Source organism: Luteimicrobium sp. NPDC057192, assembly GCF_042670205.1.
Taxonomy (GTDB): Bacteria; Actinomycetota; Actinomycetes; order Actinomycetales; family Cellulomonadaceae; genus Luteimicrobium.
Genome location: NZ_JBHUWD010000023.1, coordinates 1 through 14,670, shown reverse-complemented (window position 1 = coordinate 14,670; position 14,670 = coordinate 1). Strand labels below are relative to the sequence as shown.

The window sequence follows — 14,670 nt, the reverse complement described above, 5'->3', positions numbered from 1 at the left end:
CGACGGTGCGGGCGTCGTCGTGGGGGGCATCGTGGGTCACGGTCAGACCTCCTCGTGCTCGGAACGGCTGCGCGGGTTGGCGGGCACGCCGGCGGCGCGACCGTGGCGCGGGGCGGGCGTGCCGCCCGTCGTGCCCGCGGCGGCGCGGGCCTCCTTGGTCTTGCGACGTGCCTCGAAGACGATCGGCACGACGGACAGCACGACGATGCCGATGAAGATCGGCTCGATGTTGTCGCGGATGAACGAGATCCGGCCGAGGTAGTAGCCGAGCGTCGTGACGACGGTCGTCCACACGAACGTCCCGAGCAGGCTGTACGGCCAGAAGGAGCGGTACCGCATCCGCCCGACGCCCGCCGCGATCGGGGCGAACGTCCGGACGATCGGCACGAACTGCGCGAGCAGGATGGTCCGGCCGCCGTAGCGGTCGAAGTACTCGTTGGTCTTGTCGACGTAGTCCTTGCGCAGGATCTTCGAGTCGGGGCGGCTGAAGATGCGTGGCCCGGCGAACTTGCCGATCGCGTACCCGCACTGGTTCCCGCAGAACGCGGCCGCGAACAGGATCGCGATCAGCCCCGGCAGCGGGATGTTCAGGCTGCTGTCGGTCGCCGCGACGAGCATGCCCGCGGTGAACAGCAGCGAGTCGCCGGGCAGGAACGGGAACACGAGCCCCGTCTCGATGAACACGATGAACACGATGCCGACGAGCGCCAGCGACCCGAACCGGTCGATGAGGGTGTTCGGGTCGAGGAACCCCAGGGGGCTCGAGGCGAGCTGGGCGGACACGTGCCCGGCCAGCTCTCCGGACAGGGCGAGGGCGCTCATGCGTTCAGCGTAGTGGGCGGGTTCGGCGGACCGTGGGCCCGGGATGAGGACGACCTGTGCAGACGCGTCGTGCCCGTCGACCTGCGCAGACGCCGCCCCTACGATCGGGGCATGGCGAACGGACGCGGTGTGACGACGGTCGTGGTGCTGGGCGGGACGGGCAACGCGGGGCGTGCCGTCGTCCGCGAGGCGCTCGCGCGGGGGCTCACCGTGCGGGTGCTGTCCCGGCACGTCCCCGAGCACGACGACGTCCGCCGGGTCGAGGGGGCCGCGTACGTCGCGCTCGACGTCCTCGGCGACGGGACCGTCGTCGCGGAGGCGCTGGACGGGGCGCTCGCCGGCGCGGACGCGGTGATCGATGCCAGCAACGGCATGGGGCCGGGCTCGATGAAGGTCTTCACGACCGGTGCGGAGCGGCTGGCCGCCGCGGCGCGGCGGGCCGGCGTCGGGCGGATCTCCGTGCTGTCGATCGCGAACGTCGACAAGGCCGACTACGCCTACTACGAGGCGCACGTCGCGCAGGAGCGGACCTACCTGCGGGGTGCCGAGGTCGGCGGGGTGCCCGTGACGGTCGTGCGGGCCACGCAGTTCCACGACTTCCTCGAGCTGTTCTTCGGCCGTGACGGCCGTCTCGGCCGCTGGGCGCGCCTGGGTCTGCTGCCCGTGCCCCGCGGCACGAGGTTCCAGTCCATCGACCTGTCCGACGTCGCCCGCGCGCTCGTCGACGCCGCGCTCGAGGACGGTCCGGCCCGCACCTGGACCGTCGGCGGCCCCGAGGTCCTGGACGCGCGCGACATGGCGCAGCGCTGGCGGCGTGTGCACGGCTCGCGCCGGCCCGTCGTCGCGGTCCAGCTCCCGGGGGGCATCGGCGCGTTCTTCCGCGCCGGCCTCAACCTCGTGCCCGACGCCCGGTACGGCACGGTGACGTACGACGAGTGGCTCGCGCAGCGCTGAGCTCCCGTCATCGCGACCCGCGAGGATGGTCGGATGACCGCGCAGACCCCCGGTGACCGGACCGACGACGTCGCCGGCGACCGCCCCGGCGACGAGGCGGCGCGTGTCGTCGGCGTCGGACCGTGGCCCGGGGGGCCGGACGCGTGGCCGCGCCTGCCGTCCGGGGAGCCGGACCCGCGCTACGACCCCGAGCTCCTCGCGGGCGGCGACGCCCGGAACGTCGTCGACGCCTACCGCTACCTGACGGTCGAGGCGATCGTCGCCGACCTCGACCGCGAGCGCGCCGAGCACCCCACCACCCAGCTCCACGTCGCCGTCGAGAACTGGGCCCACGACCTCAACATCGGCTCCGTGGTCCGCACGGCCAACGCGTTCAACGCGGCGAGCGTCCGGATCGTCGGCCGGCGGCGCTGGAACCGGCGCGGCGCGATGGTCACCGACCGCTACCTGCACGTCGAGCACCACCCGGACGCCGAGGCGCTCGCGGCCTGGGCGGCGACGGCAGGCCCGCCCGACGACGCCGGCGCGCCCACGCGGCTCCCGGTCGTCGGCGTCGACAACGTCCCGGGCTCGGTTCCGCTCGAGGGGCTCGCGCTCCCCGCGTCGTGCGTGCTGCTGCTGGGCCAGGAGAGCGCCGGGCTGAGCGCGTCCGCGCAGGCCGTGTGCGACGTCGTCGTGCACGTGACGCAGCACGGCTCGACGCGCTCCCTCAACGCCGGTGCGGCCGCGGCGATCGCCATGTGGGCGTGGGCCGTCCAGCATCTGTGACGCCCGCGGGGGCGGTGGAGGATTCGTGGAACAATCGAGGAAGCCCACCCTCCGCATCACACAGGAGACCACTCAGATGCCCATCGCAACCCCCGAGATCTACGCCGAGATGATCGACCGCGCCAAGGCGGGCTCGTTCGCCTACCCGGCGGTCAACATCACCTCCTCGCAGACGATCACCGCGGCCCTCCAGGGCTTCGCCGAGGCGGAGTCGGACGGCATCATCCAGGTCTCCGTCGGCGGCGCCGAGTACGCCTCGGGCTCCACGATCAAGGACCGCGTGTCGGGCTCGATCGCCCTCGCCGCGTACGCGACCGAGGTCGCGAAGAACTACCCGGTGAACATCGCGATCCACACCGACCACTGCGCCAAGCAGAACATCGACTCGTGGGTCCGCCCGCTGCTGCAGCTCGAGGCCGAGCAGGTCAAGAACGGCGGCCTGCCGACGTTCCAGTCGCACATGTGGGACGGCTCGACCGTGCCGCTCGACGAGAACCTCGTCATCGCGCAGGAGCTCCTCGAGCTCTCCGTCGCCGCCCGCACGATCCTCGAGATCGAGATCGGCGTCGTCGGCGGCGAGGAGGACGGCCACGAGGCCGCGATCAACGAGAAGCTCTACACCACCCCCGAGGACGGCCTCGCGACCGTCCGCGCGCTCGGCCTGGGCGAGAAGGGCCGCTACCTGACGGCCCTCACGTTCGGCAACGTGCACGGCGTCTACAAGCCCGGCGCGGTCAAGCTGCGCCCGGCCCTCCTCAAGGAGATCCAGGACGTCGTCGGCAAGGAGGTCGGCAAGGAGAACCCGTTCGACCTCGTCTTCCACGGCGGCTCGGGCTCGACGGCCGAGGAGATCGCGGAGGCCGTGGACAACGGCGTCATCAAGATGAACATCGACACGGACACCCAGTACGCGTTCACGCGCCCCGTGGCCGGCCACATGTTCGGCAACTACGACGGCGTCCTGAAGATCGACGGCGAGGTCGGCAACAAGAAGGCCTACGACCCGCGCGCCTGGGGCAAGCTCGCCGAGGCCGGCATGGCCCAGCGCATCGTCGAGGCGGCCCAGCAGCTCCGCTCCGCCGGCCACAAGATGTGACCTGCACGTCCCCGTGACGTGACGAGGGCCCGGCGGTCGCGCGACCGCCGGGCCCTCTGACGTTTCCGGGAGCCGTCCGCTACTCGAGGCCGGAGTCCACGTCGACGAGCTCCACGAGCTCGTCGAGGCGGGTCACGGTGAGCAGGAACTTCATGCTCGGGGGCGCGCGCAGGACGCGCACGGGCGGGTTGGCGCGGCTGGCGAGCTCCGCGAGGAACGACACGCCGGACGAGTCGATGAACGTCACGTGGTGCGCGTCGATCTCGATGGGGAGCCCGGTGCCCTCGGCGTCGCCGATGGCGTCGCGCAGGTCGTGCTCCAGATCGATGTCGATTTCACCCGCCAGGACGATGCGGACACGCTGGTTCCCGACGATGACCCCGACGTCGCCCGGATCGCGCGCGGCGCCGGCAACCTCGTCGATCGAGGCGCCAGAGAGCTCGTCGGCGACGTCGACGGACGTGCCGTCGGGCTCACCGGCGGGATCGGTACGGTTGTTCTGCTCGTGCACGTGCCCAATCTACGGTCGATCGGCGCCGGGGGACAGTACCCTCGACGCGTGCCGCATATGCGCTGACCTGCGCGAGCAGCGCGAAGGAGGGGTCATGGAGGGACGGGACCCGCGTCCGGCGGGTGCGCCGGACCCGTCGATCACTGTGCCCGCGCCCCCTCAGGGGCCCGCTCCGGCCCCTCTCCCGGCGGCTCTGCTGGCCGCGCTCGAGACCTCGTCGGTGCCCATGTTCCTCACCGGGTCGCGGCGCGCCGGCCTGCGGCTGGAATGGATGAACGAGGCGTTCAGGACGCAGGTCGCGGCAGGGACGCGCGCCGTCGTCGGCGAGCCGATCTCCGTGCTGCGGGACCTCGTCCAGGAGGGCCCGGACATGGACCCGCTCCGGACCGCGTTCGACTCCGGGCGCGCGGTCCAGGTCATCGTGCACGACGTCGCCCCCGACGGAGCGCTCCGCTGGCACCAACTCTCGTTCAGCCCCGTGCCCGGCTCCGGCGACGAGCCCGAGCACTGGCTCGGGCTGCAGGTCGACGTGTCGGACCACGTCGGCGAGCCGACGGGGGAGCGTGCGACCTTCGAGCTGTCACGGCGCCGGATGGCCCGCCTCGACCTCATGACGCAGGTCTCGTCGCTGCTGACGGACCTCGACCACCCGCAGGTGCTCCGTGAGATCGCCGACGTGCTGGGCCGGGCCGTCGGGTGCCGGATCGCGTTCTACATGAACGACAAGGGGCTCGTGTACGCGGAGAGCGTCGACGTCAACACCCCTCCCAGCTCGCGGATCCGGACGCGCCACCACCCCCGCCACGCCGCCCAGACGGCGCCCCCGGACGGCCTGGCGTGGGGGCGCGACGTCGTGCAGGACGTGCTCGACGGAGAGGACCTCGGCCCCGTCGAGGTGGACTTCACCGGTGCGTACCCGCCCGGCAGCGCGAGCGACGTCCTGCAGCGCGACGTCCGGTCGCGGCTCATGGCGGACCTCGAGGAGGCGGGCGGCGTGACCGTCTACCCGGTCCCGGGCCGACGGCGCGTGCTGGGCCTGCTGGTCGTCGTCCTCGAGCCGGGGCGCGAGTTCATGCCGTCGCTGACCCCGGGGACGACGCTGCGGTCGATCGCGCGACGTGCCGGGATGCTCATCGACACGGCCCGCCTGTACGCGCGTGAGCACCGGCTCGCCGAGACGCTGCAGCGCGCGATGCTCCCTGAGCAGGCCGACGTGACTGGGCTCGACGTGTGGACCTACTACGCCCCGAACTCGGACCACGCCCAGGTCGGCGGCGACTGGTACGACGTCCTGCAGCTCACCGAGCGGGACGTCGGCGTGGTCATCGGCGACGTCGTCGGGCACGACGTCGAGGCCGCGGCCACGATGGGGCAGATGCGGTCGGTCGTGCGGTCGTACGCGTTCGAGATGACGCTGCCGGGCGACGTGCTCGAGCGCGTCGACGAGCTCGTCTCGGGGATGCGGCTGCCGCGCGCGTCCAGCCTCGTGTACGCGCGGCTCGAGCGGATGCCCGTCGAGCCGGTGCAGGGCGAGCCACTGTGGGAGCTCGCGTACTCGCGCGCCGGCCACCTGCCGCCCGTCCTCGTGCGCGGCGGGTCCGCCCACCTGCTCGACGGCGCGGCCGGCACGCTCATCGGCTACGGGCCCAGCGTGCGCGCGACGGCGAGCCTGCGGCTCCTGCCGGGCGACGTCCTCGTGTTCTACACCGACGGGCTGATCGAGCGACGCGACCGCGACCTGCGGGCGGGGCTCGAGGCCCTCGCGGACGAGGCGGGGGCCGTGAGCGCGTCCGACGCCGCCGGGGTGGGCGAGCAGCTCCTCTCGCGCGTCGGGTCGACGCCGGAGGACGACGTCGCGGTCGTGGTCGTGCGGGTGCCCGACGTCCAGAGCGACGTCGTGCCCACCGACGGAGGGCCGCGGAGCCGCCGGTGGCTGCTCCCGAGCGAGCCGACGTCGATCGCCCGTGCGCGCCACGCCGTCGTGCGGACGTGCCAGGCGTGGCAGGTCGAGGGCGCGTCGCAGGCCGAGCTCGTGGCCTCCGAGCTCGTCGCGAACGCGGTGATGCACGGCTGGGGGCACGTGGCCCTGCGCCTGTTCGACACGGGCAAGACCCTGCGGATCGAGGTCGAGGACGCCAACCCCTCGCCGCCGGTGCCGACCGACGGCCACGTGAACCGCGGCGGCGGCTACGGGATGCAGATCGTCGAGCGGCTCGCGGACTGGGGCTGGCGGCCGACGCGAACGGGCAAGATCGTCTGGGCCAAGCTGCACGGCGTGAGCACGTTCACGGGCGCGCTCCGGCGAGTACCTGATACCGGCGGTTCTGGTCAGTCATCCTGACCGGAGGGGCCGGCGTCGGCGTCGACCCCGCGAAGAGCAACGGCGCGACAACGGAGCAGAGAATGTCGACGACATCCACCACCGCCACCACCCCTGCATCCACGGGCGTCGGTGTCACCGAGCCCGACTACGACCTCGCCCAGCCGCTCGCGCCCGACTTCGGTGACGCCTTCCACGACGCCACCGACGCCGACCGCGAGCACCAGCTGCGCGTCCGGGCGTTCGTCCAGGACGAGGTCCTCCCCGTCATCGACGACTACTGGGAGCGCGCCGAGTTCCCCCTCGAGCTCGCCCGCCGCATGGGCGAGCTCGACCTCCTGCGCGACGGCGTCGCCGTGCCCGGGTTCCCCGAGACCAGCCACCTCGGCGCCGGCCTCGCCGCCATGGAGATGTCCCGCGGCGACGGCTCCGTCGCCACCATCTCCGGCGTCCAGGGCGGCCTCGCGCTCCGCTCGATCATGATGCTCGGCTCCGACGAGCAGATCGCCGAGTGGGCCGAGCCCATCTCCCGCGGCACCAAGCTCGCCGCCTTCGCCCTCACCGAGCCCACCCACGGCTCCGACTCCGTCTCCCTCGAGACCACCGCCCGCGCCAAGGACGGCGGGTACGTCCTGCGCGGCGAGAAGAAGTGGATCGGCAACGGGTCCGTCGGTGACGTGTCCGTCGTGTGGGCGCGCGGCGAGGACGGCCAGGTCCACGGGTTCCTCGTCCCCCAGGACTCGCCCGGCTACCAGGCCCGCACCATCACCGGCAAGGTCTCGCTGCGCGCCATCTTCCAGGCCCACATCGTGCTCGACGACGTGTTCGTCCCCGCCGAGAACGCCCTCCCCGGCGCGCGGTCCTTCAAGGACACCTCGCGCGTGCTCGAGGCGACCCGGCTCGGGGTCGCCTGGGGCGCCGTCGGGCAGGCCACCGCCTGCTACGAAGCCGCCGTCGCGTACTCCCAGCAGCGCGTCCAGTTCGGCAAGCCCCTCGCCAAGCACCAGATGGTGCAGGAGCGGCTCACCCAGATGGCGTCCACGCTCACCCAGCTCCAGCTCGTCGCCGCCGCCATGACGCGCCAGGAAGCCGCCGGGACCCTCACCGGGCCGCAGGCCTCCCTCGCCAAGTACACCTGCACCCGCGGCGCCCGGCAGATCGCGTCCATCGCGCGCGACCTCCTCGGCGGCAACGGGATCCTCCTGCAGAACCGCGTCGCCCGGCACTTCACGGACATCGAGGCGCTCCACACCTACGAAGGCACCGAGAGCGTCCAGGCCCTCATCGTGGGTCGCGCGATCACGGGCATGTCGGCGTTCGCGTAGGTCGTCCCGCCAGCCCCGCCTCTGCACGTCGGGTCGCCTTCGCTCACTGGGGCGCTTGACGACCCGCGGGATCGGGTTCGTGCACCGGGGAGGGATCGCCGAACTGACGCGGATCGTCGCTCTCGGAGGTGCCCGACGACGATCTGCGTCAGTTCGATGGCGCGAGGTGCCGGCGTCGTCCACAGATCTGCTCGTGAGCCGCCTCGGCATCCTCGGATCCGCGACGCTGCTGGCGTGACCGCCTCGCCGCCCCTGCCCCCGCTGCCCTTCCGGACCGTCGACGCGCTCGCCTCGGGGGTCGGCCCCCGGCGTCTGCGATCCCCGAGGCTCTGCGCCCCCGTCCCCGGGGTTCGCATGGACTCGGCGCTGCGTGATGACCTCGGGGCGGTCTGTCGCGCCGTCGCGCTCGTCCTGCCCGACGGCGCAGCGTTCTCCCACGTGACCGCCGCCCGACTGTGGAGGTTGCCGGTCAGCCTGGTGGCGGAGCGCGACCGCCGGCTGCACGTCACCGGGCCCGGCAGGCTGCGGCCGCTCCGGTCACCGCTCGTCGTGTCGCACGAGGGCCTGGGGTCGCAGGACGTGCGCCGTCGGGACGGGCTGCCGGTGACATCCCCCGTGCGGACGTGGCTCGACCACGGGGCGGCGCTCCGACCACCGCTGATCGACGAGCGGGGCGCCGCACGCCGGGGCGTCGACCCCGTCCACGAGGAGCGGGTCGTCCTGACCGACGCGCTGCTCGCCGACGACGGACTGCGCGAGGTGCTGCGCTACGGCGTCGCGCCGGACGACCTGGAGGCCGCCCTCGCGGCAGCGCGCGGGCGGCGTGGCGTGCGGCCCCTCGCACGTGCGCTCGCCGACGCGCAGCGGTTCGTCGACTCCCCACCCGAGACACGGCTGCGGCTGGGGCTTGCCGTGGAGGGGCTGCCGCGTCCCGTCGTCGGGGCGGACGTCTTCACGACGGACGGCTCGTGGGTCGGGCGGCCGGACCTGTGCTGGCCCGAGCGCGGCGTCGCCGTCGACTACGACGGTGCTCCGCACGTCAGCCGGCGCAAGCTCGCGGGCGACGTCGCGCGGCGCGACTCCTACGAGCGGGCCGGGTGGCGTCAGGTCGTCCTCTTCGCGGAGGACCTCACCCTGCGTTGGCAGGTGACGTGCCGGCGGGTCGCGGAGGCGCTGGACGTCCAGGGCGACCGGCCCGGCGCGCTGGTGCGGTGTCGACGGCCCCGACAGGGCGGCCTCGTCTCGTCGTCCGCCCACCGAACTGACCGAGATCGTCGCGCGGCGCGCTTCCCGACGACGATCTGCGTCAGTTCGACGACTCAGCGGCCAGGCGGGCCAGGAGCTCCTCCTGGGCCGCGACGACGAGGGTGCGTGCCTCGTCGAGGGGGCACCAGCGGGTCCGGTCGAGCTCGGGGTACTCCTGGAACCGCCCCGAGCGGGGCGGCCACTCGAGCGTGAAGGTGTTCGAAGCCGGGCGTCCCGGGTCGGGCAGGTCCCACCCGTCCGGGACGCGACGCGCCCACGCGGTCACGCGCTTGCCGCTCTTGTTGCGCACGGCGCCGAGCGGCACGTCCGGCTCGGGATCGCCGTCGGGGCCCGTGGCCGGCGGCGGCAGGACGCCCAGCTCCTCCGCGGTCTCGCGGAGCGCGGCGTCGTAGAGCGCCTCGGTGGGCGCGGGGCCGTCGTCGTCGGCCGGAAGCGTCTCGACCTCGCCCTTGGGGATCGTCCAGGCGCGGGCGTCCTTGCGAGCCCAGAACGGGCCGCCCATGTGCCCGACGAGCACCTCGATCCCTGCCGGGCCGCGGCGCCACAGCAGGAGTCCCGCGGCGTCCGTCACGGGCGCCCCACCGGCCGCGCCGCGCACACGAGGGCGCTCACGACGAGGGCCGCTGGAGCGGGAACTCGTCGGTGCACCGGTGCGCCCGGTCGATCCGGAACAGGTCGAGCGCGCCGCACACCTCGAGGACGAACAGGTCCCGGTCGGCCGCGCCCCGCAGCACGGTCGCACCGCCGCGCTTGCGGCCCGAGTCGGCGAGCGAGATGAGGAACGCGGCGCCCGTCGAGTCCATGAACGTCACGGCGCACATGTCGATCACGAGGAGCTGGCGGCGCAGCCCGACGACGCGGGCTGCGATCTCCGGAAACTGGTCCCGCTCCGCGAGGTCGAGGTCGCCCGTGACGACGAGCGTCGTCGTCGCCGGAGACGTGGCGATCTCGATCATGTGTGCCACCGTAGCCAACAATGGGGGGATGGAACACAATCTCCTCGGTCCTGAGCCCGTCCGCCTGCCCGACGACCACGCCGACGTGGCGGCTCGCGCCATGATCGCGGACGGTGCGAGCGTGCAGGACGCCGCCCGCGCGCACCCGGCGTCGTCGTACGTGTGGGCGGTGCTCGCGGAGGACGCGCTCGCGGGCCGCGGCAGCACCTCGGGCCTGCCCGACGCCGACCTCCTCGCCTACGCGCTCGCCCGCACCGGCTACCACCGCGGCCTCGACTCGCTCCGCAAGGCGGGCTGGCGGGGGCAGGGGCCGATCCCCGTCGACCACGTCGCGAACCAGGGCGTCCTGCGGGCGCTGCTGGCGCTCGCCGAGGCGGCCGACCGGATCGGCGAGACCGAGGAGGGCGTGCGGTGCCGCCAGTTCCTCGTCGACTCGGGCGTCACCCCGGACGAGGTCGCCGCCCTACGGCCGTAGCCCGGGCCCCGCGCGAAGGTCAAGAGCGCGCCAACCGGTAGACTCGCGAAGGTTTGTCCAGCGAACGGGAAAGTGGTGGAGACATGCCGGCCGTGGTGCTCGTCGGTGCCCAGTGGGGCGACGAAGGCAAGGGCAAGGCGACGGACCTGCTCGGGTCCCGCGTCGACTACGTGGTCAAGTTCAACGGCGGCAACAACGCCGGCCACACGGTCGTCATCGGCGACGAGAAGTACGCGCTGCACCTGCTGCCCTCGGGCATCCTCTCGCCGGGCGTCGTGCCGGTCATCGCGAACGGCGTCGTCGTCGACATCGACGTGCTCTTCGAGGAGCTCGACGCGCTGATCGAGCGCGGCGTCGACGTCTCGCGCCTCCTGGTCTCCGGGTCCGCGCACGTCATCGCGGGCTACCACCGCACGATCGACAAGGTGACGGAGCGCTTCCTCGGCAAGCGCCGCATCGGCACGACGGGTCGCGGCATCGGGCCGGCGTACGCGGACAAGATCAACCGCGTCGGCATCCGCATGTGGGACCTGTTCGACGAGAAGATCCTCGCCGAGAAGGTCGAGGGCGCCCTCGACCAGAAGAACCACCTGCTGGTGAAGGTCTACAACCGGCGCGCGATCACGGTCGAGGAGACGGTCGAGGAGCTGCTCCAGCACGCCGAGCGGCTCAAGCCGATGGTCACGGACACGTCGCTCGTGCTCAACAAGGCCCTCGACGACGACAAGACGCTCCTGTTCGAGGCCGGCCAGGCGACCATGCTCGACGTCGACCACGGGACCTACCCGTTCGTGACGTCGTCGAGCGCGACGGCGGGCGGGGCCGTGACCGGCTCGGGCATCGGCCCGACCCGGGTGACGGGCGTGATCGGCGTCGTCAAGGCGTACACGACGCGTGTGGGCGAGGGCCCGTTCCCGACCGAGCTGTTCGACCAGTGGGGCGAGTACCTGCAGAAGACGGGCGGCGAGTTCGGCGTCACGACGGGCCGCGCGCGCCGCTGCGGCTGGTACGACTCGGTCATCACCCGGTACGCGACGCGCGTCAACGGCCTCACGGACCTCGTCCTCACCAAGCTCGACGTGCTCACGGGCATCGAGAAGGTCCCGGTCTGCGTCGCGTACGACGTCGACGGCGTCCGCTACGACGAGATGCCCACCGACCAGACGGCCTTCCACCACGCGAAGCCGATCTACGAGGAGCTCGACGGCTGGTGGGAGGACATCTCCGGCGCCCGCACGTTCGACGACCTGCCGCTCAACGCGCAACGGTACGTGCACGCGCTCGAGGAGATGTCGGGCACGCGGATCTCCGCGATCGGCGTGGGCCCGGCCCGCGACGCGACCATCCAGGTGCACGACCTGCTCGGATGAGGTGGGGTGGGGGCATGGCCATCGACGTCCCCGCCCTCGCCGCCCGCCAGCGTGTCGCCCCCGTCGACGACGAGTCGGCGAGGCGGCTCGCAGCGAGCGGCCTCGAGCTCCGGCTCGTCACCACCGACGAGGAGCGCGACGCGTGGTCGCAGAGCGTCGCGCGCGGGTTCCTCGACACGGAGCGCAACGCGGAGCAGCTCGACGCGGTCCGCGAGAGGGGCGCCCACCGCCGGCCGGTCGGGGTCTACGACACCGCGGCACCCGACCCCCACGCGCCCGTCGGCTCGGTCGCGTCGTGGGTCACCGAGCTCACGGTGCCGGGCGGGTCCACGCTCCCGACGCTCGCGATCAGCGCGGTCACGGTCGCCGCGACGCACCACCGCCGCGGGATCGCGAGGGCCCTGGTCGAGGGCGAGCTGCGGACGGCCGCGTCGCTCGGGGTGCCGCTCGCGAGCCTCACGGTGAGCGAGTCCCAGCTGTACGGGCGGTACGGGTTCGGCGCGGCTGTCCCGGTGACGTCGTGGCGCATCGACAACCGCCGTGCCGGGTGGCTCGGGCCCGACCCCTCGGGCCGCGTCGACTTCGTCTCGCGCGAGCGGTTCCGTGAGCTCGCCCCCGCGCTGCACGAGCGGGTGCGGACGAGCGTCGTCGGCGAGGTCCCCGTGCCGGCCGGGCAGTGGGACACGTTCGCGGGCACACGCCCCGATGCCAAGGACGCCGCCAAGACCCGCGCCGTCCAGTACACCGATGCCGCCGGCGAGGTCCGTGGGCTGCTGCTCTACAGCGTCGAGGAGAACCTCGTCGACTACGCGCGCTCGACGGCGACCGTGTCGCTGCTCCTCGCGGAGGACCGCGAAGCCCACGCGGCGCTGTGGCGGTTCGTGCTCGGCCTCGACCTGATCGGCGAGGTCCGGGCGTCCGAGCTGGCTGTCGACGAGCCGCTGCGCTGGATGATCGCCGACCAGCGCGCCGCGCACGTCGAGGTCGTCGACCACCACTACGTGCGGATCCTCGACGTGGCGGCCGCGCTCGAGGCCCGGCGCTACGGGGCGCCGGGTGTCCTCGCGCTCGACGTCACCGACCCCCTCGGGATCACGGGCGGTCGCTGGCTGCTGCGTGTCGACGACGACGGTCGCGGCGTCGTCGAGCGGTGGCCCGACGGCGACGCGGCGCCCGCCGGGGCGACCTCCGTCACGATCGGGGTCACCGAGCTCGCGATCGCCTACCTCGGCGGCGTCTCGCTGGGGACCCTCGCGGCCGCGGGGCGGGTCAGCACCTCGGACGCCGCCCGTGCGTCGCGCGTCCTCGGCTGGCACGCGGCCCCGCGCCTCAGCTTCAGGTACTGACGCTTCCGGTACCGGCCGGGACCACCCGTCGAGACGGCGTCCGCAGGGTGGCCCAGAAGCCGCCGAGGAAGGGCCTCGCGACTACGATCGATGATCATGAAGATCCTCGTCGTCGGGTCGGGCGCCCGTGAGCACGCCATCGTCCACAGCCTCGCCCAGGAGGCGCTGCACGGGATCCGCCACGAGCTCCACGCGGCGCCCGGGAACCCCGGTATCGGTGAGCACGCCGACCTGCACGACGTCGTCGCCACCGACCCCGACGCGGTCACCGCGCTGGCCCGGCGGGTCGGTGCCGAGCTCGTCGTGATCGGGCCGGAGGGCCCGCTCGTCGCGGGCGTCGCGGACGCCGTCCGCGAGGCGGGGATCGCCGTCTTCGGCCCGAGCGGGGCGGCCGCCCGGCTCGAGGGCTCCAAGGCGTTCGCCAAGGAGGTCATGGCCGCGGCGGGCGTCCCGACCGCGATGGCGCACGTGTGCACGACGACGGCCCAGGTCGCCGAGGCGCTCGACGCGTTCGGCGCACCCTACGTCGTCAAGGACGACGGTCTGGCCGCTGGGAAGGGCGTCGTCGTGACGCTCGACCGCGGCGTCGCGATGGACCACGCGCGGGCCTGCCTCGCCAAGAAGGGCGGCCAGGTCGTCATCGAGGAGTTCCTCGACGGGCCCGAGGTGTCGCTGTTCTGCGTGTCCGACGGGACGACCGTCGTGCCGCTCGCCCCCGCGCAGGACTTCAAGCGGGCGTTCGACGAGGACCGCGGCCCCAACACGGGCGGCATGGGCGCGTACACGCCGCTGCCGTGGGCACCCGAGACCCTCGTGGACGAGGTCGTGAAGCGCGTCGCCCAGCCGACGATCGACGCGATGCGGGACCAGGGCAACCCGTTCGTCGGGGTGCTGTACTGCGGCCTCGCGCTCACGCACCGCGGCGTGCGGGTCGTCGAGTTCAACGCGCGGTTCGGCGACCCCGAGACCCAGTCCGTGCTGGCCCGCCTCGTCACACCGCTGTCCGCGGTCATGAACGCGGCCGCGCGCGGCACCCTCGCCGACCTCGGCCCGTTGCGCTGGACGCCCGACGCGTCGGTGACGGTCGTGCTCGCGGCGCACGGCTACCCGGGCGACGTCCGCACCGGCGACCCGATCACCGGCGTCCACTCCGCCGACGCCGTGCCGGGCGTCCACGTGCTGCACGCCGGCACCGTCCTCGACGACGACGGCCAGCTCCGGTCCGCGGGCGGGCGCGTCCTGTCCGTGGTGGCGGTGGGCGAGGACCTGCTCGACGCGCGCACGCGCGCCTACCGGGCGATCGAGCGGATCACCCTCCCCGGGTCGCACTACCGCACCGACATCGCGCAGGCCGCGGCGCGTCCGCACCACGTCCAGCACGACGCCGCGCTCACGGGCGACAACTACCCGGCCGAGCGCTTCTAGGCGGACGAACGCCGAGGGCGCCCTCCCGCGCGGGAG

At 73.3% G+C, this 14,670-nt stretch carries 14 protein-coding genes; 9 read left to right on the top strand and 5 right to left on the bottom strand.

The annotated features are described in order from the left end of the window. Positions 1 to 42: 42 nt before the first annotated feature. Complete coding sequence (locus ACFT5B_RS11920) at positions 43 to 822, bottom strand: VTT domain-containing protein (protein ID WP_386798443.1); 780 nt, start codon at positions 820 to 822, stop codon at positions 43 to 45. A 111-nt stretch (positions 823 to 933) separates the two neighbouring features. On the opposite strand from ACFT5B_RS11920, the gene ACFT5B_RS11915 reads away from it, so the two are divergent. The 3 genes from ACFT5B_RS11915 to fbaA all read left to right on the top strand — a co-directional run bounded on the left by ACFT5B_RS11915 (position 934) and on the right by fbaA (position 3,640). Next, positions 934 to 1,776 carry an SDR family oxidoreductase gene (locus ACFT5B_RS11915; protein WP_386798441.1) on the top strand — a complete coding sequence of 281 codons (843 nt, stop codon included), beginning with the start codon at positions 934 to 936 and terminating at the stop codon, positions 1,774 to 1,776. Between the two features lie 33 nt (positions 1,777 to 1,809). Further along, a complete protein-coding gene (locus ACFT5B_RS11910) occupies positions 1,810 to 2,544 on the top strand; it encodes a TrmH family RNA methyltransferase (protein ID WP_386798439.1) in 735 nt (244 codons plus the stop codon). 76 nt (positions 2,545 to 2,620) lie between these two features. Further along, positions 2,621 to 3,640, top strand: a complete 1,020-nt coding sequence (gene fbaA, locus ACFT5B_RS11905; RefSeq protein WP_386798436.1) for a class II fructose-bisphosphate aldolase — start codon at positions 2,621 to 2,623, stop codon at positions 3,638 to 3,640. Between the two features lie 79 nt (positions 3,641 to 3,719). Here the strand turns inward: fbaA and ACFT5B_RS11900 are convergent, their stop codons facing one another. Further along, the gene (locus tag ACFT5B_RS11900; protein ID WP_386798434.1) at positions 3,720 to 4,151 is read right to left on the bottom strand and encodes an STAS domain-containing protein; all 432 of its coding nucleotides are present in this window, start codon (positions 4,149 to 4,151) and stop codon (positions 3,720 to 3,722) included. Between the two features lie 94 nt (positions 4,152 to 4,245). Here ACFT5B_RS11900 and ACFT5B_RS11895 point away from each other — a divergent pair, with 94 nt between their 5' ends. After that, a complete protein-coding gene (locus ACFT5B_RS11895) occupies positions 4,246 to 6,492 on the top strand; it encodes a SpoIIE family protein phosphatase (protein ID WP_386798432.1) in 2,247 nt (748 codons plus the stop codon). Positions 6,493 to 6,554: 62 nt separating this feature from the next. Continuing rightward, complete coding sequence (locus ACFT5B_RS11890) at positions 6,555 to 7,796, top strand: acyl-CoA dehydrogenase family protein (RefSeq protein ID WP_386798430.1); 1,242 nt, start codon at positions 6,555 to 6,557, stop codon at positions 7,794 to 7,796. Positions 7,797 to 8,333: 537 nt separating this feature from the next. Here ACFT5B_RS11890 and ACFT5B_RS11885 read toward each other — a convergent pair. From ACFT5B_RS11885 to ACFT5B_RS11875, 3 genes are all read right to left on the bottom strand, one after another. Then, positions 8,334 to 8,834: a hypothetical protein gene (locus tag ACFT5B_RS11885; RefSeq protein ID WP_386798428.1), complete on the bottom strand. Its 501-nt coding sequence runs from the start codon at positions 8,832 to 8,834 to the stop codon at positions 8,334 to 8,336. A gap of 268 nt (positions 8,835 to 9,102) precedes the next feature. Beyond that, positions 9,103 to 9,633 (bottom strand): NUDIX domain-containing protein, encoded by a 531-nt coding sequence (locus ACFT5B_RS11880; RefSeq protein ID WP_386798426.1) that lies wholly within the window; start codon positions 9,631 to 9,633, stop codon positions 9,103 to 9,105. A gap of 37 nt (positions 9,634 to 9,670) precedes the next feature. Next, positions 9,671 to 10,018, bottom strand: a complete 348-nt coding sequence (locus ACFT5B_RS11875) for an STAS domain-containing protein (RefSeq protein ID WP_386798424.1) — start codon at positions 10,016 to 10,018, stop codon at positions 9,671 to 9,673. 28 nt (positions 10,019 to 10,046) lie between these two features. On the opposite strand from ACFT5B_RS11875, the gene ACFT5B_RS11870 reads away from it, so the two are divergent. The 4 genes from ACFT5B_RS11870 to purD all read left to right on the top strand — a co-directional run bounded on the left by ACFT5B_RS11870 (position 10,047) and on the right by purD (position 14,634). Further along, positions 10,047 to 10,493 carry a DUF3151 domain-containing protein gene (locus ACFT5B_RS11870; protein WP_386798422.1) on the top strand — a complete coding sequence of 149 codons (447 nt, stop codon included), beginning with the start codon at positions 10,047 to 10,049 and terminating at the stop codon, positions 10,491 to 10,493. A gap of 83 nt (positions 10,494 to 10,576) precedes the next feature. Continuing rightward, a complete protein-coding gene (locus tag ACFT5B_RS11865; protein ID WP_386798420.1) occupies positions 10,577 to 11,863 on the top strand; it encodes an adenylosuccinate synthase in 1,287 nt (428 codons plus the stop codon). 14 nt (positions 11,864 to 11,877) lie between these two features. Next, positions 11,878 to 13,209 carry a GNAT family N-acetyltransferase gene (locus tag ACFT5B_RS11860; RefSeq protein WP_386798418.1) on the top strand — a complete coding sequence of 444 codons (1,332 nt, stop codon included), beginning with the start codon at positions 11,878 to 11,880 and terminating at the stop codon, positions 13,207 to 13,209. Between the two features lie 96 nt (positions 13,210 to 13,305). Then, positions 13,306 to 14,634: a phosphoribosylamine--glycine ligase gene (gene purD / locus ACFT5B_RS11855; RefSeq protein ID WP_386798416.1), complete on the top strand. Its 1,329-nt coding sequence runs from the start codon at positions 13,306 to 13,308 to the stop codon at positions 14,632 to 14,634. Positions 14,635 to 14,670 lie beyond the last annotated feature (36 nt).